The sequence below is a fragment of the Pseudoduganella chitinolytica genome (assembly GCF_029028125.1).
In the GTDB taxonomy this organism is placed as follows: Bacteria; Pseudomonadota; Gammaproteobacteria; order Burkholderiales; family Burkholderiaceae_D; genus Rugamonas; species Rugamonas chitinolytica.
The window spans coordinates 363,946-386,511 of the sequence record NZ_CP119083.1 but is presented as its reverse complement, the minus strand read 5'-3'; the positions used below and the strand labels follow the sequence as shown (position 1 = coordinate 386,511).

Here is a 22,566-nt window from a genome sequence, read left to right as displayed (position 1 = left end):
CGCCGAGTTGCACACACGGCTGACTGTCAGCTCACTATTCTAACAAAGGTCTGACTTCATGGCTGATTTATCACTTGCCGGTAGCCCCGAGCCTACCGTCATCACCTTTCCGGACTCGCCCTTCAAGCTGCACCAACCCTTCCCGCCCGCCGGCGACCAGCCCACCGCCATCGAACAGCTGTGCGAAGGGATTGCGGACGGCCTGTCGTACCAGACCCTGCTGGGCGTGACGGGTTCCGGCAAGACCTACACGATGGCCAACGTCATCGCCCGCATGGGCCGGCCCGCCATCGTGTTTGCGCCGAACAAGACGCTGGCCGCGCAGCTCTACAGCGAATTCCGCGAGTTCTTCCCGCAAAATGCCGTCGAGTACTTCGTCTCGTACTACGACTACTACCAGCCGGAAGCCTACGTGCCGCAGCGCGACCTGTTCATCGAGAAGGACTCGTCGATCAACGAGCACATCGAACAGATGCGGCTGTCCTGCACGAAGTCGCTGATGGAGCGGCGCGACGTCGTCATCGTCGCCACCGTGTCGGCCATCTACGGTATCGGGAACCCGAACGAATACCACCAGATGATCCTGACCCTGCGCGCCAAGGACAAGGTCAGCCAGCGCGACATCATCGCCCGCCTGATCCAGATGCAGTACACCCGCAACGAGGTGGACTTCGGCCGCGGCACGTTCCGCGTGCGCGGCGACACCGTCGACATCTTCCCGGCCGAACACGCCGAACTGGCCGTGCGGCTGGAGATGTTCGACGACGAGCTGGAATCGATCCAGCTGTTCGACCCGCTGACGGGTCGCGTGCGCCAGAAGATCCCCCGTTTCACCGTCTATCCGGGCTCGCACTACGTGACGCCGCGCTCGACGGTGCTGCGCGCCATCGAAAGCATCAAGGCCGAGCTGCGCGACCGCCTGGAGTTCTTCCGCAGCGAGGGCAAGCTGATCGAGGAGCAGCGCCTCGAGCAACGCACCCGCTTCGACCTGGAGATGATGGCCGAAATCGGCTTCACCAAGGGCATCGAGAACTACTCGCGCCACCTTTCCGGTGCCATGCCGGGGCAGCCGCCACCGACCTTGATCGACTACCTGCCGAAGGACGCGCTGATGTTCCTGGACGAGTCGCACGTGCTGATCGGCCAGCTGTCCGCCATGTACAACGGCGACCGCTCGCGCAAGACCAACCTGGTCGACTACGGCTTCCGCCTGCCGTCCGCATTGGACAACCGGCCGCTGAAGTTCGAGGAGTTCGAGGGCAAGATGCGCCAGACGGTCTTCGTCTCGGCCACGCCGGCGGACTACGAGAACTCGCATGCGGACCAGGTGGTCGAGCAGGTCGTGCGCCCGACCGGCCTGGTGGACCCGCAGGTCATCGTGCGCCCTGCCCGCACGCAGGTGGACGACCTGATGTCGGAGATCACGGACCGCATCAAGAAGAACGAGCGCGTGCTGGTGACGACGCTGACGAAGCGCATGTCCGAGCAGCTGACGGAGTACCTGTCGGACCATGGCATCAAGGTGCGCTACCTGCACAGCGATATCGAGACGGTGGAGCGCGTCGAGATCCTGCGCGACCTGCGCATCGGTACCTTCGACGTCGTCGTCGGCATCAACCTGCTGCGCGAGGGCCTCGACTTGCCGGAGGTGTCGCTGGTGGCGATCCTGGACGCCGACAAGGAAGGCTTCCTGCGTTCCGAACGCTCGCTGATCCAGACGATCGGCCGCGCCGCCCGTAACCTGAACGGCGTCGCGCTGCTGTACGCGGACCAGATGACGGACTCGATGAAGAAGGCCATCGACGAAACGGAGCGCCGCCGCGCCAAGCAGATCGCGCACAACGAGAAGCACGGCATCGTGGCGCGCGGCGTGAACAAGGTCATCAAGGACATGATCGACGGCGTCTACGACCCGAACCGCGAATCGACGCAGCTGCAGGCGGCGCAGGAGACGGCGAAGTACGAGACCATGAGCCAGAAGCAGGTGTCGAAAGAGATCAAGCGCCTGGAAAAGCTGATGGTCGATCACGCCAAGAACCTGGAATTCGAGAAGGCCGCGCAGGTGCGCGATCAGTTGCACCTGTTGAAGGAACAGCTCTTTGGCGCGCCCGGCGCCGATGTGATTTCGATTACAGGGAAGTAAGGACACATCGAGACCTCGCTGTCAGCGTCTGTCCCGTATGGGGACAGACGCTGGTTTTCATCGGCGGACCATGCGTCGGCTTATCGGGGCAGATTCAGCATCGCGTCATATTCTCTTCAGTCCATGACGGGGTCGATGATCATCAGGGTGCCATGACTGCCCGGTTCCACCGCATGCGGGACCTCGGCACGCATCAGGTACATCTCGCCTTCGGCCACCTCCACCGGTTCGCCGTTCACGCTTAAAAACATTTTACCGTCGAGCACGACGAGCGCCTCCGTATAGTCGTGCGTCTCCGCCGGGTAGCTCTGTCCATTCATCTTGAGGACCTTGATGTTACTGGTCCCCACTTGCGCCAGGACGCTGGACTTCCAGAACGTCGGCAGCGCGTCAGCGAAATCTTTCAGCTTGGTCTTTGACATGCGGTTTGTCTCCAGTGATTCCCCGGCTGGCTGACCTCAGGGGAAAGATTTATCGGACACAACTATAGCGCAAGCCTGCACGCCGGCTGTTCGGGGCGCCGGGGTGGATGTGATGTCGATTACAGGCTGGTAGCCCTGCCCTGCTCGCGAAAAAGCCGCCACGGTTTGGGCCGCGGCGGCTTGATTACGTCGTCGTGACGCGCGGGTGCGTCAGTTTTTACCGACGAGTGCGCCGCTGGGCAAGTCGACCAGTTCTGGCTGGCCTTCCAGCCGTACTGCCTTGACGCCCGTTGCGCTTTCGATGGAATGGACGGTGTCGAGGATCGTCTTGGTCACCCACTGCTCCGGCGTGCCGACGAGCGAGGTCGCGATGTCGCGCGAGACCTGCGCCAGGCCGCCTTCCGTCTTGTTGAAGACCGCATAGGTATTGAGGCGATAGCCAGCCTGGTATTTGTACAGGCAGCTGTACAAGGTCAGGTTGCTGGAGCCGGCGATATTGCGCAGTGCGCGGGAAGTCCAGACCGCGTCGTCGCACTTCGCGGCTTTCAGGCTGATCGCGCCATTCTTCATCGCCGCCATCTGCATCATCGCGCCCATGCCCGTGTTCGACCCGGCAAGCTTGGCGCCGATATCCTCGATCACGAACCGGCCCGGTTCGACAGGTACGGTTTTGCCCAACTGCAGCGGCGTGTTCTGCTGGATCTCGTTCGTGTTGCGCGCCAGGCCGTCGGCAGCGGCCTTGATCACGACGCCCGTCGCAGCCTCCGTCTTGATGTCGAAGATGTGGTACATCTCGACGGTGCTGGTGCGCTTGGCGAGGTAGCTGTTGCTGCTGCCGCAGCCAGCAACTAACGCCAGCATGGGAAGGATCAATTGTGTTTTTTTCATTGGAGTCCTGCTCTTGAACGTTTTCATGTGAACGAAGCTGTTTTTTGGCGCCGGGCCGGGCTGCGCCGTGATGCGACCGACGAACCCGCCACGAGCGGGCAGCAGAACAAATGATATCATTCAGATAACTCCGAAAATCTAGCGAATTGTCACGGAGGATGATGCCGTGCTGTTTCCCGGCTCATCCATGGCCGGGGCTGGGCCCGCGGCCGGGCACGCTCCTGAATACTTACGAGAACATGGCAATGACCGATCCGATGGCTTCCGCACTTGAACAACTGGGCGTTGCGCCCGACGCCGCCCGCGCGATCGGCCGCGATGTCAGGCATGGCGACGCCCGCTCGCTGTGCGGCGAACTGCTGCTGCGCGGCCTGTGGAGCGCCATCATCGACGAAACGCAGCCGCTGGACGCGACGCGCAACGGCGGCGCGGCGTTGCGGCGCTTGCTGGACAGCGGCGCCGATCCGGCCGACCTGCTCGACCTGGTCCGCGAAACGCAGGTGGACCTGATCTACAACGTCGCCCAACTGATCGACGACCCTGCCGAGGCGCTGGGGCTGGAATTACCGGTCGAGCTCGAGCTGTCCGTACGGCTTGCGGGCACGGACAGCAGCGCCGCGCCCATCTATTCGCTGCATTCGAGCCTGATGGAGCTCGACCCGAGCGGGCGGCATGGCGAGCCGCGTTCGCCGGTCGTGCGCCAATTGCAGGGGCTCGACGAGGAGGTTCGTGGCCAGCTGCTGGAACTGATCGCTGCCAGGAAGTTGTCGGCTGCCGCAGCGCTTTGGAAGAAGCAGGTCGGTGGCGACCTGGCGGGCGCGCTGTCTGCCGTGCAGTCGTTGTCCGGCGGGGGTTGACGGGAGCGCTTGCAAACCCGAGAGGCCAGGGACCGCGGAGGGACTCAACGGCACGTGCACCCAACAGCAAAGAGCTGGGGTCAGACCCGCCGGGTCTGACCCCGGTTTCCGGTCTTGGGGTGGTACATGCGCCTGTGGCAAGTGAGCATTGCGTTGTACCGTATGCAGGTAGGACCCCTTCCCTACTGGTAATGGCCGTGTCCGCGCTCGAGCATGTCCTTCAGCATCCGGGTGCGCTGCTGCGTCAGGTCCTTCTTGCGCATCAGGTACGACATCGCCTCCATCGAGCCCCAGCACATCCGGCTGTCTTCGCTCTCGCAGGCGAAGTGGGCGTCCAGCTCCGCATCGCGAAACGCCAGCCAGGCCTTCTGGGCCGTGCGCAGCTTGGCGGCGAAGATCTTGTCGGCGGCTTCCTTGCGCAACAGCGCCTGCCACGTGGCGTTCAGTTCCTTGTCCGCCTTCTTGAAATCGTCCGCGGCGCAGGCGTTCAACCCGGCCTGGGCGCCGGACGGGTTGCAACGCACGTCGTCCTGCGCCAGGGCAGGCGCCAGCGCCGCCAGCAGCGCGCTGGCGCAAGTCAGTCGTCGGATCATCGCTCGCTCCTTACAAGGTCTTGACGAACTCCCGCACCCCGCCCAGCAGCATCTCCACCGATATCGCGGCCAGGATCAATCCCATCAGCCGCTCGAACGCCGTCATCACCTGCGTGCCCAGCACCTTCTGCAGCTTCTCGGCGCCCAGGAACACGGCCAGCCAGACGACGACGACAGCGGCCAGCGCCGCCACGTGGATCGCCACCTCCCCTGCGCTTTCGCGCGAGAACAGCAGCACCGTGGCCAGCGCCGACGGGCCGGCCAGGGCGGGGATGGCCAGCGGCACGATGAACGGCTCGCCGCCTTCCGATCGTCCCAGCACGCCGTCCGGGTGCGGGAACACCATGCGGATGGCGATCATCATCAGGATCACGCTGCCGGCGATGCGCAGCGACACTTCCGACAGCGACAGCGCCTGCAGGAAGTGGCGGCCGAAGAACATGAACGTCAGCAGCACGATAAAGGCGATGAAGCACTCGCGCACGACGATCTTCGGCCGCCTGGCCGGCGGGACGGGTGCCAGCGCGGTGGCGAACAGCGGCACGTTGCCGAACGGGTCGGTCACGAGCAGCAGCAGGATGAAGGTCTGGAAGAAATTCTCGGTCATGGTGTTCTCTTGTTCTTATTGGCCTGCCACCATGGTAGCAGCGGCGATAAAAAAATGGCGGAAGGCTTGTGCAGCCTTCCGCCATCGTCGTGCGAGCGCCAGCAGTCAGGACTGCGCTTCGCCCTTCTTGATCCAGGCCGCCAGCTGGTGCGGGCGGATGCCGTCGTAGTCCTCGAACGGCTGGTGGATCCATGGGTTGTGCGGCAGCTCTTCCATCTGGTAGTCCGGCTTGAAGGCGGAGCAGCCCTTGGTCCAGATCACGGCCGACTTCACTTCCGTCACGCCCTCGAAGTTGTCCTTCAGGTGCTGCATGACTTTCGTCAGCGTCACGCCCGAATCGGCCAGGTCGTCGACCAGCAGGATCTTGCCGGACAGCGGGCCCTTCGTCATCGTCATGTACTTGGCGATGTCCAGGTCGCCCTGCGTGGTGCCCTTGTCTTCGCGGTACGAGCTGGTCGACAGGATCGCCAGCGGCACGTCGAAGATGCGCGAGAACACGTCGCCGGGACGCACGCCGCCGCGCGCCAGGCACAGCACCATGTCGAACTTCCAGCCCGATTCGTACACCTTCAGCGCCAGCCGCTCGATCAGGCGGTGGTATTCATCCCAGGACACCCACAGGTGCTTTTCGTTGGATTGAGGGGCGTTCATGTAATTCCTCTGCTTCTTGTTTCTTGTTATTCGAACGGGTGGCGCAGGACGATCGTCTCTTCGCGGTCAGGACCGGTGGAGACCATGTCGACCGGCACGCCGACCAGTTCTTCGATGCGCTTGATGTAGGCACGGGCGTTGGCCGGCAGTGCCGCCAGCGACTTGGCGCCGACGGTGCTGTCGGTCCAGCCAGGCATCTCTTCGTAGATCGGCTCGCAACGCGCGGCTTCCTCGGCACCGACCGGGAAGATGTCGGTGCGGACGCCGTCGACCATGTAGCCGGTGCACAGCTTCAGCGTTTCCAGGCCGTCCAGCACGTCCAGCTTGGTCAGGCACATGCCCGACACGCCGTTGATCTGCACGGAGCGGCGCAGCAGCGCGGCGTCGAACCAGCCGCAGCGACGGGCACGACCCGTCACGGTGCCGAACTCGTGGCCCACTTGCGCCAGGTGATGGCCGACGCCGGCATCGGTCGGCAGCTCGGACGGGAACGGACCCGAACCGACGCGCGTCGTGTAGGCCTTGGTGATGCCCAGGATGTAGTGCAGCATGTTCGGGCCGACGCCGGCACCGGCGGCGGCATTGCCGGCCACGCAGTTGGACGACGTGACGAACGGATAGGTGCCGTGGTCGACGTCCAGCAACGAGCCTTGCGCGCCTTCGAACAGCAGGTTGGCGCCGGCCTTGTGGGCGGCGTACAGGGCGCTCGACACGTCGGCGACCATCGGGCGCAGGCGCGGCACGTAGGCCAGCGCGTCGTCCAGCGTCTTCTGGTACTCGACCTTCGGTGCCTTCAGATAGTTTTCCAGCACGAAGTTGTGGTAGTCCAGGTTCTCGGCCAGCTTCTCGGCGAAACGCTTTTCGTTCAGCAGGTCGGCGACACGGATGGCGCGGCGCGCCACCTTGTCTTCGTAGGCCGGGCCGATGCCCTTGCCGGTCGTGCCGATCTTGGCGGCGCCGCGGGCCGCCTCACGGGCCGCGTCCAGCGCGCTGTGGTAAGGCAGGATCACGGGGCAGGCTTCCGACACCTTCAGGCGCGACGCCACTTCCACGCCGACCGCTTCCAGCTTGTCGATCTCGCGCAGCACGTCCGGTACCGAGACCACGACGCCGTTGCCGATGTAGCAGGCCACGCCCGGGCGCATGATGCCCGACGGGATCAGCTGCAGTGCCGTCTTGACGCCGCCGATGACCAGCGTGTGGCCCGCGTTGTGGCCGCCCTGGAAGCGCACCACGCCTTGCGCGTGTTCGGTCAGCCAGTCGACGATTTTGCCCTTGCCTTCATCGCCCCATTGGGTACCGATGACGACCACGTTTTTTGCAGTGATTTTCTTTGACATCACACTTAACCTAAGTTTTTAAGAATCCAGTTACTACCACTATCGTCGAGCACCAGCGCGCGGTCGCACTCGAACTCGTCCTGTTCATTGCTGTGACCCGGCAAGGACTGGATCACGACTTCACCGGCCTTGCGCAGCTCGGCGATCTTGTCTTTCAGTTCCGGCGCATTGCCCCACGGCGCGCGGATCGCATGCTTGCGGTCCGCCGTCGGCAGCAGGCGCGCCAGCTCGCGCAGGTCCATCGAGAACCCGGTCGCGGGGCGGGCGCGGCCAAAGGCCTCGCCCACGTGGTCGTAGCGGCCGCCACGCGCCACCGCGTTCGGCAGGCCCGGCACGTACAGCGCGAACGTGGCGCCGCTTTCGTACTGGTAGCCGCGCAGGTCGGCCAGGTCGATCGCCACGTCGGCACGGCCGATGGCCGATGCCGCCAGCGCGGCCAGTTCGGCCAGCGCCTTGGCGATGCCCGGCACGTCCGGCAGTGCCGTGCGCGCCGCCTTCAGGACGTCCACGTCGCCGTACAGGTTCGGCAGCGCCAGCAGCGCATCGCGCGTGGCCGGCGCGAAGCCGGCGGCCAGCTCGCGCAGGCCCGGCACGTCTTTCGCGCGCAGCAGCTGCACGATGGCGAAGTGCTGCTTGCCGGCGGCCGGGTCCAGGTCCAGGATCGCGCGCAGCACGCCCACGTGGGCCAGGTCCAGGCGCACCTCCGAGAAGCCGGCCATCTCGAGCGACGCCAGCGCCAGTTCCTGGATCTCGGCATCCGCTTCGAGGCCGGCATGGCCGTAGATCTCGGCGCCGATCTGCAGCGGTTCGCGGGTGGCATGCAGGCCCGAAGGACGGGTATGCAGCACGGGGCCGGCGTAGCACAGGCGCGTGACGGTGGCACGATTGAGCAGGTGCGCGTCGATGCGGGCGACCTGCGTCGTCATGTCGGCGCGCAGGCCCAGCATGCGGCCGGAGATCTGGTCGACGAGCTTGAAGGTGCGCAGGTCCGTGTCCTGGCCGGCACCGGCCAGCAGGGATTCGACGTATTCCAGCAGCGGCGGCATGACGAGCTCGTAGCCGTAGCGGCGGAAGTTATCCAGCATCAGGCGGCGCAGCTCTTCGATCTTGCGCGCCTCCGACGGGAGGACGTCGGCGATATGTTCAGGCAAAAGCCAATTCGGCATGGGAGAACCGGGTTGTTCGCGTAGTTAAAATTCGGTCAAGCGCGCGGGCGCGCCACTCGGCGGCTGAGGCCGAACCGCATATTTTACGCGAAAACCGTGATAAAGAGGAAAAAAAGGCCGCTTTCGCGGCCTTCGGGTCAGGGTCAGCCCCTGCGGGACCGACCCCGAAGTGCTGTAGGCATTCCGGCAGCTCTGGCAAACCTCAGGGACAGTCCCCTGCGGGGACAGTCCCTTATGCCTCACTTGCCCGAGCCGGCGCCCTTGAAGTACTTGAAGAACTCCGAGTTCGGATCGACCAGCATCACGTCGGCCTTGGTCTTGAACGACGAGCGGTAGGCTTCCAGGCTGCGGTAGAACTTGTAGAACTCCGGATTGCGGCCGAATGCCTCCGCGTAGATCGCGCTGGCCTTGGCATCGCCTTCGCCGCGGACACGCTCGGCGTCGCGGTAGGCTTCGGCCAGGATCACGGTGCGCTGCTTGTCGGCGTCGGCGCGGATCTTCTCGGAGTCGGCCGAACCGGTCGAGCGCAGCTCGTTGGCGACGCGCACGCGCTCCGCCTTCATCCGCTCGTACACCGAGTTGTTGATCTGCTCGACGTAGTCGACCCGCTTCAGGCGCACGTCGAGGATCTGCACGCCGATCTGCTTGGCTTCCACGAAGACCTTGGTGCGGATCGCCTCCATCACCTTGCCGCGCTGGCCGGAGATCACTTCGCGCACGGTGCGCTTGGTGATCTCGTCGTTCAGCGCCGCCTTGACGATCTGCGACATGCGGTCGCGCGCGCGGCCTTCGTCGCCGCCGAAGCTGACGAAATACAGCTTCGGATCGGTGATGCGCCACTTGACGAACGAGTCGACCAGGATGTTCATCTTCTCGGCCGTGATGAAGCGGTCCGCTTCCGGCGAGTCGAGCGTCAGGATGCGCTTGTCCAGGTACAGGATGTTCTGGAACGGCGGCGGCAGCTTGAAGTGCAGCCCCGGTTCGTTGATCACCTGCTTGACTTCACCCAGCGCGAACACGATGGCGAACTTGCGCTGGTCGACGACAAAAACGGTCGACGACAGCAGCATCACGGCGATGAAGCCCGTGACGAGGAACGTAACGATGCGGTTCATTTAACGGCTCTCCCGGTCGCGCGACGACTCGCGGGCGCGGTTGCTTTCGCGGCGCGGGTCGGTCGAACTCATGGTGTTCTCGGGCGGCGGCAGCAGCACTGCGGCCGGCGGCGGCGCGGTGAGGTTGCTGCGGTTCGCTTCGGTCGCGGCGACCTGGGCGATCAGCTTGTCCAGCGGCAGGTACAGCAGGTTGCTGCCGGCCTTGGCGTCGACCATCACCTTGCTGGTGTTGGCGAAGATCTGCTGCATCGTTTCCAGGTACATGCGGTCGCGCGTCACGGCCGGGGCCTTCTGGTATTCCACCAGCACGGCCTTGAAGCGGTCGGCGTTGCCCAGCGCGTTCTCGGTCACCATCGAGCGATAGGCCTCGGCCTCCTGCTGCAGGCGGAACGCGTAGCCGCGCGCCTTCGGAATGATGTCGTTGGCATACGCCTGGCCTTCGTTCTTCTGGCGCTCGCGGTCCTGGCCGGCCTTGACGGCATCGTCGAACGCGGCCTGCACCTGCTCCGGCGGCTGCACGGCCTGCATCGTCACGTTCGTGACCATGGCGCCGGACGCGTAGCGGTCCAGGATCTGCTGCATCAGCTGCTGCGTCTCGTACGCGACCTTCTCGCGACCCTCGTACAGCACGAAGTCCATCTTGCTCTTGCCGACGATCTCGCGGATCGACGTCTCGGCCACCTGGCGCACGGTGTCTTCGGCGTCGCGGTTGTTGTACAGCCAGGCCTTCGGATCGGACAGGCGGTACTGCACGGCGAACTGGATGTCGATGATGTTCTCGTCGTCCGTCAGCATCAGCGATTCGGCGGCCTGCTTGTTGCGCACGTTGGTGCGGTAGCCCACCTCGACGGTGCGCACCTGCGAGACGTTGACGGTCTCGTTGGCCTGGAACGGGTACGGCCAGCGCCAGTTGAAGCCGGCCGGCGTCTCGTGGCTGTAGCGGCCGAACGTGGTGACGATGCCCTTCTGGCCTTCCTGGACGATGAACGCGCCGCTGGCCAGCCACACCAGCACGGCGATGGTCGCGACGGCGCCGACGGTGATGCCGGCGCCTTTGAGCTCGCCGCCGCCACTGCCGCCGCCGTTGCCGCCACCGCCGTTGTTGCGGTTCTTGTTGCCGAACAGGCCGTTCAGGCGCTGGTTGAAATCGCGCCACAATTGGTCGAGATCCGGCGGTCCTTCACCGGGCTTCTTGCCTTCCTGGGCCTGCCTGTTGCCATCCTTGTCGGAGCCCCAGCGGGGATCGTTCAGCGACAGCTTCAGGCCTTTTCTCTTCTTGAAATAGGAAAGAGGCATGTTATTAGTGTGTTCCGACATGGGTGAATGTGGAAATAGCGTCCGGCGCTACATCGTCCCGGGGATGGGCGTCGGCTTCCTGCTGGTTCCTGGCCGCCTCGATGATGGCGTCACGCAGCAGGTCGAGTCCCGACCCCGTGCGCGCGCTGATGAATACGCGTGAAATCTTATCATATTCATCACGCTCGACGCCCGGTTCCTGCCCCGCCGCGTCGATCTTGTTCCACACCAGGATCTGGGGGATGTGATCGGCGCCGATCTCGCGCAGAACCATGTTGACCTGCTCGATCTGCTCCATCTTGACGGGGCTGGCCGCATCGACGACGTGCAGCAGCAGGTCGGCGTGGATGGTCTCCTCCAGCGTTGCACGGAATGCCGCCACCAGTTGGTGGGGCAGTTCGCGCACGAAGCCGACGGTGTCGGAAATGACCACGTGGCCCGTCTCCTCGCCCATGTACATGCGGCGCGAAGTGGTGTCCAGCGTGGCGAACAGCTGGTCGGCGACGTACACGCCGGCCTTCGTCATCGTGTTGAACAGCGTGGATTTGCCGGCATTGGTATAGCCGACCAGCGACACGGAAAACGTCTTGTTGCGACCGCGCGCGCGGCGCTGGGTCTCGTGCTGCTTGCGCAGCTTCGCCAGCCGGGCCCGCAGCATCTTGACGCGCTCGCCGATCAGCCGGCGGTCGGTTTCCAGCTGGGTTTCACCGGGACCGCGCAGGCCAATACCGCCCTTTTGCCGTTCCAGGTGGGTCCAGCCGCGGATCAGCCGCGTGGACAGGTGCTGCAGCTGCGCCAGCTCGACCTGCAGCTTGCCCTCGTGGCTCTGCGCCCGCTGGGCGAAGATGTCGAGGATCAGGCTGGTGCGGTCGAGCACGCGCACGTTCAGGCGTTTCTCGAGGTTACGCTGCTGCGCGGGCGACAGCGCATGGTTGAAGATGACGATCTCCAGCTTCAGGTCCTGCACGGCATGGCCGATCTCGTCGGCCTTGCCGCTGCCGACGAAATAGGCCGCGTCGGGGCTGGAGCGCTTGCCGGTAACGGTCGTGACGGGCTCTGCCCCCGCGGAACGCGCGAGCAGCATCAACTCCTCGATACTGGCGGCGAAGTCGCCCTGACCGAAATCGACTCCGACTAAGGCTGCGCGCATACGACGGTCAGGCGAGGTTGAAGCGAACGAGCGGGGAACGGCGTTGTCTGATCGATCAACGCGTTCACTCGGCCTCGGATTCGATGTTGAGGTTGACGGCGCGCGCAGGGACCACGGTCGAGATGGCGTGCTTGTAGACCATCTGGGTGACGGTGTTGCGCAGCAGGACGACGTACTGGTCGAAGGACTCGATATGGCCTTGCAGTTTGATACCGTTGACCAGGTAGATCGAGACGGGAACGTGCTCTTTACGCAGCGCATTCAGAAATGGGTCTTGTAACAATTGCCCTTTATTGCTCATAACAGCTCCAGTTTATGTTGTTGTGTTGGAATTGGAGGCGAAACGCTTGAATTCAAGTGCCGGCCACACCCCTTTTGCAGAGGGAAAAAGCCCCCTCGGCCAGGCGGGAATGCTTTGAAGCTACTGTAACCTGTTTTTATGTTTTATGCAGGGTCGCGGGACTTAAATCGTACAGGGGTTTCCCTGCTGACCGGGTCGGCGCGGGTCGATCCGCTGGGGTCTGTCCCCGGTAAGTAATGGCTCTGGCGCTTGCCTCAAGCGCCACGAGGGGACTGACCCCGGTTTTGTGCCGGCGTACCTACGCACCAAAAAGAGACCCGCTCGGCCAGCGCGATAAAAACCGGGGTCAGTCCCCTGGCGACGTCCCGTGCGAGCGCTTGCGTTCACACTTACCGGGGACAGACCCCAGGCCCGCTTATTCCTTGCGCTTGTCGAAAGGATTCTTGCCGGTACGCAGCTCGATGCGCAGCGGCGTGCCGACCAGCTGGAACGTGTCGCGGAAATGCTTTTCCAGGTAGCGCTTGTACGGCTCGCTGATCGCGTCCAGCGAATTGCCGTGGATGACGATGATCGGCGGGTTCATGCCGCCCTGGTGGGCGTAGCGCATCTTCGGCCGCATGCCGCCCTTGCGCTTCGGCTCCTGCTTCTCGACCGCTTCGGCCAGCGCGCGCGTCAGCTTCGGCGTCGACAGGTCGGCCATCGCGGCCGCGTAGGCCGAATCCACCGATTTCATCAGCTGGGCAATGCCCGTCCCCTTCAGCGCGGAGATGAAGTGGGTGTTGGCGAAGCTGAGGAAGTCGATCTTGCGGTCCATGTCCATCTTGACCTTGTCGCGCTGGTCCGACGTCAGGCCATCCCACTTGTTCACCGCCAGCACCAGGGCGCGGCCGCTTTCCAGGATGAAGCCGGCGATGTGCGCATCCTGCTCCGAGATGTCCTGCTGCGCATCGAGCATCAGCACGACGACGTTGGCTTCCGAGATCGACTGCAGCGTCTTGACGACCGAGAACTTCTCGACCGCCTCGAACACCTTGCCGCGGCGGCGGATACCGGCCGTGTCGATCAGCGTGTAGTGCTTGCCGTCGCGCTCGAAGGGGATCTCGATCGAGTCGCGCGTGGTGCCCGGCATGTCGAACGCGATCACGCGCTCTTCGCCCACCAGCGTATTGATCAGCGTGGACTTGCCCACGTTCGGGCGGCCCACCAGCGCCAGCTTGATGCCGCGCTCGGCCGGCAGCAGCTCTTCGGCGTCGCCTGGCCGCGACGCGAACGCCTTGTCCAGCGCTTCCTGCACCAGGTCGTGCACGCCGTCGCCATGGGCGCCGGAGATCGCGTACGGATCGCCCAGGCCCAGCTCGTAGAAGTCGGACACGGCGGAGGTGTACTTCATCCCCTCGGCCTTGTTCACGACCAGCAGCACGGGGCGGCCGCTCTTGCGCAGGAAGTCCGTGATGGTCTTGTCGTGCGGCGTCATGCCCTGGCGGCCGTCGACGAGGAAGACGACGACGTCCGCTTCGGCGACGGCCTGCTTGGTCTGCAGCGCCATCTGGAACATGATGCCTTCCTTCGCGACCGGTTCGAAACCGCCGGTATCGATGACCAGGAAGGGACGTTCGCCAATGCGGCCCTCGCCATAGTGACGATCGCGCGTCAGACCAGGCAAGTCCGCCACCAGCGCGTCGCGCGAGCGGGTCAGACGATTGAATAGGGTCGATTTCCCGACGTTCGGGCGGCCCACGAGTGCAATTACCGGCTTCATTCTTTTTCAACTCAACCGCGCGAGGCGGTCATTAATACTGCTTGGTTTTTAAAATACTGCGGACGGCCCCTGCGGCCGCCCGGGGGAGTTACTCGACCGCGATGGCGGCCACGGTGCCGTTCTGCGTCTGGAAGATCATGTTCGAGCCGGCCACGATGGGCACCGACTTGATGGCGCTGCCGTCGACCGACACGCGGCCCAGCATGGCGCCGTCCTCGCGCGACAGCAGGTGCACGTAGCCCTGGTAGTCGCCCACGGCCACCACGCGGCCGTACGACAACGGCGTCGACAGCACGCGGTTGGCCAGCGAGTCGTTCTTCCACGCGCTGGCGCCGGCCTCGCGACCGTAGGCCGCTACCGCGCCCTTGTCGTCGGCCACGAAGACGAAGCGCTGATCCACCGCCACGCCCACGTCGGACGAGGTTTCCTTGGTCCAGCGCGGCACGCCCGTCTGCAGGTCGAAGCAGCCGACCTTGCCCTGGTACGTGACGGCGCAGATATCGGTACCCAGCACGACGGGATTGCCGCCGATGTCGGACACGCGTTCCAGTTCCGTGGTGCCGCGCGGCTCGGCCACCGGCACCTCGAAGCGCGGCACGCCGTTCGACAGCGCCAGCGCCAGCAGGCGCCCGGCCGGCTGCGCCACGTAGACGTTCGGCGCGGCCACGACGACACCCGGCGCGTTGCGCAAGGTCAGCGGCGGCGTGGTGCGCTGGATGAACCATTTGCGCTCGCCCGTCTTGTTGTCGTAGGCCGTGATCTTGTTGTCCATGCTGCGCACGATCACCAGCTCGTCGCTGACGGCCGGCGCCGACAGCACCTCGGACGACGCCTGCACCTTCCACAGCTGGCTGCCGGTGGCCGCATCCAGGGCGATGACCTGCCCCTTGGTGCCGCCCACGGCGACGACCTTGCCGTTCGAGCCGACGCCGGCCGTCAGGTTCGTGCCTGCCTTGATGCGCCACTGCGACTTGCCGGTGGCCGCGTCCAGGCGTTCGACGTTGCCGTCGTTGTCGGCCACGTACAGGCTGTTCTCCGCCAGCGCCGGCGAGAACACGTACAGGCCCGCCTTGCCGGCCGAGTGCTTCCAGACGATGCGCGCCGGGATCGGCGACTTGATGTCGACCAGCTTCGCGGGCGGGTTCTTGTCCTTCTCCTTGAACGGATTCAGGGAACCCAGGGTGCCGCAGCCGGCCGTCATGGCCAGCAGGCTTACGCCGATTACTTTTCCGGTGATACGCATAAGTTCTTGTGTGCTCCTCTTGGTGTGGGGCTTGCGGCGGCGCCCGTGGCGCCGCCTTGCGTGCTGTGCTGCCTCGTGCGGCGCGCTTACGCGGCCGGCTTCTCTTCCGGCACGACGCCGCCGACGGCCTCGAACTTCAGTTCGATCAGCTGGCGCGCCGGGCTTTTCTTGTCGGTCTTGTCCAGCGCGGCCTGGTAGGCCGTGCGGGCTTCCGCCAGCTTCTGCTGGGCCGCCAGGATGTCGCCCTTGCGGTCGTTGACGCTGGCCGCGAACTGCGCCGGGATGTCGCCCGACAGCGTCTTCAGCGCCTCGTCATACGCCTTCTCGTCCAGCAGCACGCCCGCCAGGCGCACTTTCGCCATCGCCTTGTACTCGTCGCTGCCATGCTCGATCACCCACTGCAGCTGGGCCTTGGCGGCCTTGTTGTCCTTGGCGTCGAATGCGGCCTTGGCGGCCGTCAGCGCGCCCAGCTGCGCATACAGCGTGCTGCCGTAGCGGCTTTCGATGTCGGCGGCGGCGCGCTGCACCTTGGCGTTGTCCTTGCCCGCCGCGTTGCGCAGTTCGTCGTACAGGGCCGAGGCCTCCGCGGACTGGGTGCGCTGGTAATAGTTCCAGCCGGTCCAGCCGGAGTATGCGGCCAGGCCCGCCACGACCACCCAGGTCGCCGCGTTGCCGTACTTTGCCCACCACGCCTTCAGGGTGGCGAGCTGTTCTTGTTCTTCGAGATCGTATGCCATGGATGCTGTTCGCTTTTAGAATTAGTGGTGGTAGTGCACGTGGGCGTCGTCGCCGTGATCATGGTCCCCGACGACCTGGTCGACGATGTAGTCGACCACGTCGTCGTACGGTACGGTGGCCTGCTGCTGCTCGCCTTCAGCGCCGCGCAGCGCCTTGACGTTGGCTGTCTTGTTGGCCACTTCGTCGTCGCCGATGATGACGGCAAACGCCGCACCGCTGCCGTCGGCCTTCTTCATCTGGCTCTTGAAGCTGCCGGCACCCGCTGGCGTCGCGCAGTGCAGCATCACGTCCAGGCCCGCATCGCGCAGGCGCTCGCCCAGGATGAACGCCTGGATCTGCGCTTCCTCGCCCTGGTGCACCAGGTAGACATCGCACTGGTTCGGCGCGGCCGTCTCGCCGGCGGACTTCATCAGTTCGATCAGGCGCTCGATGCCCATCGCGAAGCCCACGGCGGGCGTCGGCTTGCCGCCGAACATCTCGATCAGCGGATCGTAGCGGCCGCCGGCGCAGACGGTGCCCTGCGCGCCCAGCTCGTCCGTGACCCATTCGAACACGGTGCGGTTGTAGTAGTCGATGCCGCGCACCAGGCGCGTATTGACGACGTACGGCACGTTGTTGCGGTCCAGGATCTTCTTCACGCCGTCGAAGTGCGCGCGCGATTCGTCGCCCAGGTAGTCCAGCAGTTTCGGCGCGCCGTTGACCATCTCCTGCATCGCCGGGTTCTTCGTGTCCAGGATGCGCAGCGGGTTGGTGTGCAGGCGGCGCTTGGCTTCCGCGTCGAGGATGTCCTCGTGCTGCTCCAGGTAGGCGATCAGGTCGACGCGGTGGCGCGCGCGCTCTTCGGCATCGCCGATCGAGTTCAGTTCGAGGCGGATATTCTGTAGGCCCAGGTCGTCCCACAGGCGGCGGCACAGCATGATCAGTTCCGCGTCGATATCCGGGCCCGTGAAGCCGACGGCTTCCGCACCGAACTGGTGGAACTGGCGGTAGCGACCCCGCTGCGGACGCTCGTGGCGGAACATCTGCCCCTTGTACCACAGGCGCTTGGGACCCTCGTAGGTCAGGTTATGTTCCAGCACGGCGCGCACGACGCCGGCCGTGCCTTCCGGGCGCAGCGTCAGCTGGTCGCCGTTCATCGAGTCGGTAAACGAATACATCTCCTTCTCGACGATGTCGGTGACGGCGCCGATGGCGCGCGCGAACAGGCGCGTCTCCTCGACGATCGGCGTGCGGATGTTCTGGTAGCCGTAGCTTTGCAGGATCGACTGCGCGGTGTTCTCGAAGATCTCCCACAGGTGGGCGTCGGCCGGCAGGATGTCGTTCATCCCCTTGATCGCAACAATCTTTTCAGGTTTCTTATTGTCTGACATGTTCTTTTATGCGGTAACTGGTGAGTAATTCTTCTGCACGTAGTCCAGCACGATCTGCTGGAATTCCTGCACGATGCCTTCGCCGCGCAGGGTGGCGACCTTCTGGCCGTCCACGAACACCGGCGCGGCCGGCGATTCGCCCGTGCCGGGCAGGCTGATGCCGATATTGGCGTGCTTCGATTCGCCCGGGCCGTTGACGATGCAGCCCATCACGGCCACGTTCATCCCCTCCACGCCCGGGTACAGCTTTTTCCATTCCGGCATCTGCTCGCGCAGGAACGTCTGGATGTCGTCCGCCAGTTCCTGGAACACGGTCGACGTCGTGCGGCCGCAGCCCGGGCAGGCGATGACCATCGGCGCGAACTTGCGCAGGCCCATCGTCTGCAGGATCTCCTGGCCGACGACGACTTCCTTGGTCCGGTCCCCGCCCGGTTCGGGCGTCAGCGAGATGCGGATCGTGTCGCCGATGCCTTCCTGCAGCAGCACGGACAGCGCGGCGGTGGACGCCACGATGCCCTTGCTGCCCATGCCCGCTTCCGTCAGGCCCAGGTGCAAGGGGTAGTCGCAGCGCTTGGCCAGCTCGCGGTAGACGGCGATCAGGTCCTGCACGCCCGACACTTTACAGGACAGGATGATCTTGTCCTTCGACAGGCCGATTTCCTCGGCCCGCACGGCGTTCTCGATGGCCGACGTGATCAGTGCTTCGTACATCACGGCCTGGGCGCTCCAGGGCTGCGAGCGGGCCGCGTTTTCGTCCATGATGCGGGCCAGCAGCGCCTGGTCCAGCGAGCCCCAGTTGACGCCGATGCGCACCGGCTTGTCGTGGCGGATCGCCACTTCGATCATCTGGGCGAACTGCGTGTCGCGCTTGGCGCCCTTGCCCACGTTGCCCGGATTGATGCGGTACTTCGACAGGGCCGCCGCGCAGTCCGGATACTCCGTCAGCAGCGTATGGCCGTTGTAGTGGAAGTCGCCCACCAGCGGCACGTCGATGTCCATCTTGTCCAGCTGCTCGCGGATGTACGGCACGGCGGCGGCGGCCTCGGGCCGGTCCACCGTCAGGCGTACCAGCTCCGAGCCGGCGCGCGCCAGTTCCTTGATCTGGATGGCCGTGCCGACGGCATCGGCCGTGTCGGTATTCGTCATCGACTGCACGACGACGGGATTGTCGCCGCCGACCCAGACCTTGCGGTTGCCATGGGCAACCAGCACGCCATGGCTGGCGCGGCGCGGGGTGGGGCCGGACGGGATGGCCTGCGCGGACGCGGCCGGGAGAATCAGGGAAGACATGCTCGTTACACTCATGATGACTTACTGGGCCTTATTTCACCGTCACGCGCGAGATCGTGCGGTTCGGCAGCTTCGGCAGGTCCACCGGCTGGCCGCGCAGCGTGGCGCGCACGCCGTCCGGATTGCCGACGACGAGCGTCGCCTGGCGGTCGATCTCGACCGTTTCCGTGCTGCCCGCCTTGACCAGGCGCGAGATCAGCGGCTTGCTGCCCGGGGTGCGCACTTCGATCCACGAATCCTGGCTCACCGTCAGCACCAGCGCATTGGCGCCGGCAGCCGGGGCCGTGGCCGGTGCCGGCGTCGTGACGACCGGCGTGGCCGGTGCCGTGGCGACCGGCGGCTGCGTTGCGGTGGCGGCCGGGCCCGCTTCCGTGCCGGCGACGGGGACGGCCGGCTGCTCGGCGGCGGCAGGTGCGGGCGTGGTCGGCTGGACCAGCGGCACGTGCGGAGCCGGCAGCGCGGTGGTGGCCGTGCCTGGCTGGGGCGCTGTCACGGCCGCGTCCGTGGTGGTACTGGAACGGCTGAACAGGTCGGTCGGGATCACGCCGGACTGCCATGCGGCGGCGGCGGCCACCAGCACCAGCACGACGGCGCCGCCGATGAGCCAGCGCGTCGGCTTCGACCGGCTTTCCGTCAGCGACGGGAAGCGCGACTCGCTGAACGACGTCGAAATCTTCTCGCGCCGCACGGTGCCGTGGTCGACGGTCGGCGCCACAGTGGGCGTCACTTCGATCTGCGCCACCAGCGGCGCCGGGTCGAGCCGCACCACTTTCGCATAGGCGCGGATGAAGCCGCGCGTGACGGCCATGTTCGGCAGGGACGCATAGTCGCCCTGCTCGATCGCCACCACCTGGCGCGGCGCCAGCTTGAGCTGGTCCGCGATCTGGTCGATGGACAGGCCCATCGCCTCGCGTTGGGCCGCCAGCTGTGCTCCGGGCGCCTGAGCCTGCTGGTTGTTTGGCTGTTCCTGCCGTTCTGAATCCATTGTTACCCCTGTCTCACTCATCAAACGCCCCACGTTGATACGCAGCATACTCGGGCGAGGCGGGATGGTGGCGGCGCAATTGCGTCACCCACCCCTGCTCCGCGCCGGTGTCCCCCATCTTATGCTGCACCCTGATCGCCAGCCACAATACGTCGGCCGGCAGGCTGTCGGGCCTTGCGACCTTGCCCAGCCGGGTGATGAAGAAATTCGCGCGCACGTAATCGCGGCGCTCATAATAAACCCGCGCCAGGCTGGCGTTGGTCGACGGCTGGTCCGGTGTCCGCTGCAGCGCCTGCAGCAGGTACTTCTCGGCCGTGTCCAGGTCGCGTGCCTTGAGCGCGCAGTTGCCCGCATTGTTCTGGGCCTTTTCCGGCGAAGCATACTGCCGGCTGGCCAGCGCGATATCGAAAAACTTGAACGATTCGCGCACCCGGCCGTTCTGGCACAGGAAGGAACCGTAGTTGTTGGCGATGTCCGGATTGCCGGGCGCCAGTTGCAGTGCGCGGCGGAAATTGTCGTCCGCCAGTGCCGTTTCGCCCATGGCCATATAGATCAGCGCGCGCATGCCCCACGCGTCCGCATACTCCGGATCGGCGGCGACGGCTTTCTTGATCTCGTCCAGCGCGACCGGCAGCTGGCCCTGCTCGTAGTAGCCGACGGCCAGCTGCATGCGGATCTGGGCGCGCTTCTGCGCGGCCGTCATGTCCGACAGGGTGGGCAGGTCGGCCTTGCCGCTGCCCCCCGCTCCGCTTGCGGCCCCACCGCCGGCCCCCTCCCCGGCGCCCGCGCACGCCACCAGCAGCCCGGCCATGCCGAGGGCCGCCAGGAGCGCGCTGCTGCGCTGGGCGAAGGACAACATCAGGACCGGATCTCCACGATCTTGCCGAAGTTCGCGCCGAATTTCTGCTGGTATTCCGTCATCTTTTCCATGCGCTCCTGCACGCGGGTGCGGTCCTTGACCTCGCCGGCCAGCTGGCCGCAGGCGGCGTCGATATCGTCGCCGCGGGTCTTGCGGATCGTCGTGACGATGCCCGCGTTCATGAGGATTTCCGAGAAGGCCTTGATACGGGGATTCTTCGAGCGCGTCAGGCCCGATTCCGGGAACGGATTGAACGGGATCAGGTTGAACTTGCAGTTGACGCCGTACTCGGGGTGATTCACCAGCGCAATCAGTTCGCGCGCATGCTCGTCGCTGTCGTTGAAGCCGTCCAGCATGCAGTACTCGAACGTGATGAAGTCGCGCGGTGCATACTCCAGGTAGCGCTTGCAGGCCGCCAGCAGCTCGGCCAGCGGGTATTTCTTGTTCAGCGGCACCAGGCCATTGCGCAACTCGTCGTTGGAAGCGTGCAGCGACACGGCCAGCGCCACCGGCACGTCCTGCGCCAGCTTGTCGATCATCGGCACGACGCCGGACGTGGACAACGTCACGCGGCGGCGCGACAGGCCGTAGGCGTTATCGTCCAGCATCAGCTTCAGCGCGGTCGCGGTCGGCTCGTAGTTCAACAGCGGCTCGCCCATGCCCATCATGACGACGTTGGTGATCTGGCGTTCGCCTTTCGGGCCCGGCTCGATGCCCTTGGTGCGGCGCAGCTCGAACTCGGCCATCCACAGCTGGCCGATGATCTCGGCCACCGTCAGGTTGCGGTTGAAGCCCTGCTTGCCCGTCGAGCAGAAGCGGCAGTTGACGGCGCAGCCGGCCTGCGTGGAAATGCACAGGGTACCGCGGTTCTCTTCCGGGATGAACACGGTCTCGACCGCGTTGCCGTTGCCGACGTCCACCAGCCATTTACGCGTGCCGTCGGTCGACGTGTGATCGCTGATGACGGCCGGTGCCGTGATGTGCGCGCGCGTCTTGAGCTTCTCGCGCAGCGACTTGGCCAGGTCCGTCATGCTGTCGAAATCGGCGGCGCCGAACTGGTGGATCCAGCGTTGCAGTTGCTTGGCACGGAACGGCTTCTCACCCAACTGAGCACAGTAGTCGATCAGTTGCGCGGGATCCAGGTCCAGCAGGTTGGTGAGTGTCGTTTCCATAAGCAGATGTCAATACCGTTTCAAAACGCCCGCACCCCGGACGGCGTCCAGGGCGCAAGCGGTACAACTTTACAGCAGGCACGAAGCCTGCGACTGCACCGTTATCGCGTGAGCGAATTAACGGGAGTACACGTTCAGTGCTGGGAAGAAGTAAGCGATTTCCACAGCGGCGGTTTCGGCAGCGTCCGAACCGTGAACGGCGTTGGCGTCGATCGAGTCAGCGAAGTCGGCGCGGATGGTGCCCTTGTCGGCCTTCTTCGGATCGGTAGCGCCCATCAGGTCGCGGTTCTTGGCAATGGCGCCTTCGCCTTCCAGGGCGGTGACCATGACAGGGCCGGAGATCATGAAGTCGACCAGGTCCTTGAAGAAAGGACGGGCAGCGTGCACGGCGTAGAAGCCTTCGGCTTCGGCACGCGACAGTTGGGTCATGCGAGCAGCCACGATCTTCAGGCCAGCGCCTTCGAAACGGCTGTAGATCTGGCCGATTACGTTCTTCGCGACTGCGTCTGGTTTGATGATCGACAGGGTGCGTTCGATTGCCATTATGAAAAACTCCAATAAAAAGAAAGGTTTAAAACAAAATTGATTTCTGGATCAACCTTTGATTTTACCATACAACAC

General features: G+C 64.9%; 22 protein-coding genes. 2 read left to right on the top strand and 20 right to left on the bottom strand.

Annotation, left to right across the window (positions count from 1 at the left end; genetic code table 11):
* The first annotated feature begins 58 nt into the window (after window positions 1–58).
* Window positions 59–2,143, top strand: a complete 2,085-nt coding sequence (uvrB, locus tag PX653_RS01715; RefSeq protein ID WP_277416234.1) for an excinuclease ABC subunit UvrB — start codon at window positions 59–61, stop codon at window positions 2,141–2,143.
* A 116-nt stretch (window positions 2,144–2,259) separates the two neighbouring features.
* On the opposite strand, the gene PX653_RS01710 is transcribed toward uvrB, so the two are convergent.
* Both PX653_RS01710 and PX653_RS01705 read right to left on the bottom strand, forming a co-directional pair.
* Window positions 2,260–2,565: a cupin domain-containing protein gene (locus PX653_RS01710; protein ID WP_277416233.1), complete on the bottom strand. Its 306-nt coding sequence runs from the start codon at window positions 2,563–2,565 to the stop codon at window positions 2,260–2,262.
* 210 nt (window positions 2,566–2,775) lie between these two features.
* A complete protein-coding gene (locus tag PX653_RS01705) occupies window positions 2,776–3,453 on the bottom strand; it encodes a hypothetical protein (protein WP_277416232.1) in 678 nt (225 codons plus the stop codon).
* A gap of 245 nt (window positions 3,454–3,698) precedes the next feature.
* On the opposite strand from PX653_RS01705, the gene PX653_RS01700 reads away from it, so the two are divergent.
* Window positions 3,699–4,310 carry a hypothetical protein gene (locus tag PX653_RS01700; protein ID WP_277416231.1) on the top strand — a complete coding sequence of 204 codons (612 nt, stop codon included), beginning with the start codon at window positions 3,699–3,701 and terminating at the stop codon, window positions 4,308–4,310.
* Window positions 4,311–4,492: 182 nt separating this feature from the next.
* Here PX653_RS01700 and PX653_RS01695 read toward each other — a convergent pair whose 3' ends face one another.
* The 18 genes from PX653_RS01695 to ndk form a co-directional block, all read right to left on the bottom strand.
* Entirely contained in the window at window positions 4,493–4,903 is a 411-nt protein-coding gene (locus tag PX653_RS01695) for a lysozyme inhibitor LprI family protein (protein WP_277416230.1), read from the bottom strand.
* Window positions 4,904–4,913: 10 nt separating this feature from the next.
* Window positions 4,914–5,510: a MarC family protein gene (locus tag PX653_RS01690; RefSeq protein WP_277416229.1), complete on the bottom strand. Its 597-nt coding sequence runs from the start codon at window positions 5,508–5,510 to the stop codon at window positions 4,914–4,916.
* A 105-nt stretch (window positions 5,511–5,615) separates the two neighbouring features.
* A complete protein-coding gene (locus PX653_RS01685; RefSeq protein ID WP_277416228.1) occupies window positions 5,616–6,161 on the bottom strand; it encodes a phosphoribosyltransferase in 546 nt (181 codons plus the stop codon).
* A 26-nt stretch (window positions 6,162–6,187) separates the two neighbouring features.
* Window positions 6,188–7,501 (bottom strand): adenylosuccinate synthase, encoded by a 1,314-nt coding sequence (locus PX653_RS01680; protein WP_277416227.1) that lies wholly within the window; start codon window positions 7,499–7,501, stop codon window positions 6,188–6,190.
* A gap of 5 nt (window positions 7,502–7,506) precedes the next feature.
* On the bottom strand, window positions 7,507–8,667 hold the full coding sequence (locus tag PX653_RS01675; protein WP_277416226.1) for an ATP phosphoribosyltransferase regulatory subunit: 1,161 nt from the start codon (window positions 8,665–8,667) through the stop codon (window positions 7,507–7,509).
* Between the two features lie 239 nt (window positions 8,668–8,906).
* Window positions 8,907–9,782 (bottom strand): protease modulator HflC, encoded by an 876-nt coding sequence (gene hflC, locus PX653_RS01670; RefSeq protein ID WP_277416225.1) that lies wholly within the window; start codon window positions 9,780–9,782, stop codon window positions 8,907–8,909.
* The gene (gene hflK, locus PX653_RS01665) at window positions 9,783–11,078 is read right to left on the bottom strand and encodes an FtsH protease activity modulator HflK (protein ID WP_277416224.1); all 1,296 of its coding nucleotides are present in this window, start codon (window positions 11,076–11,078) and stop codon (window positions 9,783–9,785) included.
* Between the two features lie 4 nt (window positions 11,079–11,082).
* Window positions 11,083–12,228, bottom strand: a complete 1,146-nt coding sequence (gene hflX, locus PX653_RS01660; RefSeq protein ID WP_277416223.1) for a GTPase HflX — start codon at window positions 12,226–12,228, stop codon at window positions 11,083–11,085.
* Window positions 12,229–12,292: 64 nt separating this feature from the next.
* Window positions 12,293–12,529, bottom strand: a complete 237-nt coding sequence (gene hfq, locus PX653_RS01655) for an RNA chaperone Hfq (RefSeq protein WP_008450615.1) — start codon at window positions 12,527–12,529, stop codon at window positions 12,293–12,295.
* Between the two features lie 415 nt (window positions 12,530–12,944).
* The gene (gene der, locus PX653_RS01650) at window positions 12,945–14,288 is read right to left on the bottom strand and encodes a ribosome biogenesis GTPase Der (protein ID WP_277416222.1); all 1,344 of its coding nucleotides are present in this window, start codon (window positions 14,286–14,288) and stop codon (window positions 12,945–12,947) included.
* An 88-nt stretch (window positions 14,289–14,376) separates the two neighbouring features.
* A complete protein-coding gene (gene bamB, locus PX653_RS01645; RefSeq protein WP_277416221.1) occupies window positions 14,377–15,531 on the bottom strand; it encodes an outer membrane protein assembly factor BamB in 1,155 nt (384 codons plus the stop codon).
* Between the two features lie 86 nt (window positions 15,532–15,617).
* Window positions 15,618–16,268, bottom strand: coding sequence for a YfgM family protein (locus PX653_RS01640; RefSeq protein ID WP_277416220.1), 651 nt, complete (start codon window positions 16,266–16,268; stop codon window positions 15,618–15,620).
* Window positions 16,269–16,289: 21 nt separating this feature from the next.
* Entirely contained in the window at window positions 16,290–17,639 is a 1,350-nt protein-coding gene (hisS, locus tag PX653_RS01635; RefSeq protein ID WP_277416219.1) for a histidine--tRNA ligase, read from the bottom strand.
* 6 nt (window positions 17,640–17,645) lie between these two features.
* A complete protein-coding gene (gene ispG, locus PX653_RS01630) occupies window positions 17,646–18,929 on the bottom strand; it encodes a flavodoxin-dependent (E)-4-hydroxy-3-methylbut-2-enyl-diphosphate synthase (RefSeq protein WP_277416218.1) in 1,284 nt (427 codons plus the stop codon).
* Window positions 18,930–18,960: 31 nt separating this feature from the next.
* Window positions 18,961–19,914, bottom strand: coding sequence for a helix-turn-helix domain-containing protein (locus PX653_RS01625; RefSeq protein WP_277416217.1), 954 nt, complete (start codon window positions 19,912–19,914; stop codon window positions 18,961–18,963).
* Window positions 19,915–19,927: 13 nt separating this feature from the next.
* Window positions 19,928–20,773, bottom strand: a complete 846-nt coding sequence (gene pilW, locus PX653_RS01620) for a type IV pilus biogenesis/stability protein PilW (protein WP_277416216.1) — start codon at window positions 20,771–20,773, stop codon at window positions 19,928–19,930.
* Window positions 20,773–21,945 carry a dual-specificity RNA methyltransferase RlmN gene (rlmN, locus tag PX653_RS01615; RefSeq protein WP_277416215.1) on the bottom strand — a complete coding sequence of 391 codons (1,173 nt, stop codon included), beginning with the start codon at window positions 21,943–21,945 and terminating at the stop codon, window positions 20,773–20,775. The genes pilW and rlmN overlap by 1 nt, the downstream gene beginning before the upstream one ends.
* A gap of 117 nt (window positions 21,946–22,062) precedes the next feature.
* Complete coding sequence (ndk, locus tag PX653_RS01610; protein WP_277416214.1) at window positions 22,063–22,488, bottom strand: nucleoside-diphosphate kinase; 426 nt, start codon at window positions 22,486–22,488, stop codon at window positions 22,063–22,065.
* Window positions 22,489–22,566 lie beyond the last annotated feature (78 nt).

Excerpts from the sequence above, each read along its gene's own strand:
- uvrB (WP_277416234.1), top strand. The coding sequence starts at position 59 with ATGGCTGATTTATCACTTGCCGGTAGCCCCGAGCCTACCGTCATCACC.
- PX653_RS01710 (WP_277416233.1), bottom strand. The coding sequence starts at position 2,565 with ATGTCAAAGACCAAGCTGAAAGATTTCGCTGACGCGCTGCCGACGTTC.
- PX653_RS01705 (WP_277416232.1), bottom strand. The coding sequence starts at position 3,453 with ATGAAAAAAACACAATTGATCCTTCCCATGCTGGCGTTAGTTGCTGGC.
- PX653_RS01700 (WP_277416231.1), top strand. The coding sequence starts at position 3,699 with ATGACCGATCCGATGGCTTCCGCACTTGAACAACTGGGCGTTGCGCCC.
- PX653_RS01695 (WP_277416230.1), bottom strand. The coding sequence starts at position 4,903 with ATGATCCGACGACTGACTTGCGCCAGCGCGCTGCTGGCGGCGCTGGCG.
- PX653_RS01690 (WP_277416229.1), bottom strand. The coding sequence starts at position 5,510 with ATGACCGAGAATTTCTTCCAGACCTTCATCCTGCTGCTGCTCGTGACC.
- PX653_RS01685 (WP_277416228.1), bottom strand. The coding sequence starts at position 6,161 with ATGAACGCCCCTCAATCCAACGAAAAGCACCTGTGGGTGTCCTGGGAT.
- PX653_RS01680 (WP_277416227.1), bottom strand. The coding sequence starts at position 7,501 with ATGTCAAAGAAAATCACTGCAAAAAACGTGGTCGTCATCGGTACCCAA.
- PX653_RS01675 (WP_277416226.1), bottom strand. The coding sequence starts at position 8,667 with ATGCCGAATTGGCTTTTGCCTGAACATATCGCCGACGTCCTCCCGTCG.
- hflC (WP_277416225.1), bottom strand. The coding sequence starts at position 9,782 with ATGAACCGCATCGTTACGTTCCTCGTCACGGGCTTCATCGCCGTGATG.
- hflK (WP_277416224.1), bottom strand. The coding sequence starts at position 11,078 with ATGCCTCTTTCCTATTTCAAGAAGAGAAAAGGCCTGAAGCTGTCGCTG.
- hflX (WP_277416223.1), bottom strand. The coding sequence starts at position 12,228 with ATGCGCGCAGCCTTAGTCGGAGTCGATTTCGGTCAGGGCGACTTCGCC.
- hfq (WP_008450615.1), bottom strand. The coding sequence starts at position 12,529 with ATGAGCAATAAAGGGCAATTGTTACAAGACCCATTTCTGAATGCGCTG.
- der (WP_277416222.1), bottom strand. The coding sequence starts at position 14,288 with ATGAAGCCGGTAATTGCACTCGTGGGCCGCCCGAACGTCGGGAAATCG.
- bamB (WP_277416221.1), bottom strand. The coding sequence starts at position 15,531 with ATGCGTATCACCGGAAAAGTAATCGGCGTAAGCCTGCTGGCCATGACG.
- PX653_RS01640 (WP_277416220.1), bottom strand. The coding sequence starts at position 16,268 with ATGGCATACGATCTCGAAGAACAAGAACAGCTCGCCACCCTGAAGGCG.
- hisS (WP_277416219.1), bottom strand. The coding sequence starts at position 17,639 with ATGTCAGACAATAAGAAACCTGAAAAGATTGTTGCGATCAAGGGGATG.
- ispG (WP_277416218.1), bottom strand. The coding sequence starts at position 18,929 with ATGTCTTCCCTGATTCTCCCGGCCGCGTCCGCGCAGGCCATCCCGTCC.
- PX653_RS01625 (WP_277416217.1), bottom strand. The coding sequence starts at position 19,914 with ATGGATTCAGAACGGCAGGAACAGCCAAACAACCAGCAGGCTCAGGCG.
- pilW (WP_277416216.1), bottom strand. The coding sequence starts at position 20,773 with ATGTTGTCCTTCGCCCAGCGCAGCAGCGCGCTCCTGGCGGCCCTCGGC.
- rlmN (WP_277416215.1), bottom strand. The coding sequence starts at position 21,945 with ATGGAAACGACACTCACCAACCTGCTGGACCTGGATCCCGCGCAACTG.
- ndk (WP_277416214.1), bottom strand. The coding sequence starts at position 22,488 with ATGGCAATCGAACGCACCCTGTCGATCATCAAACCAGACGCAGTCGCG.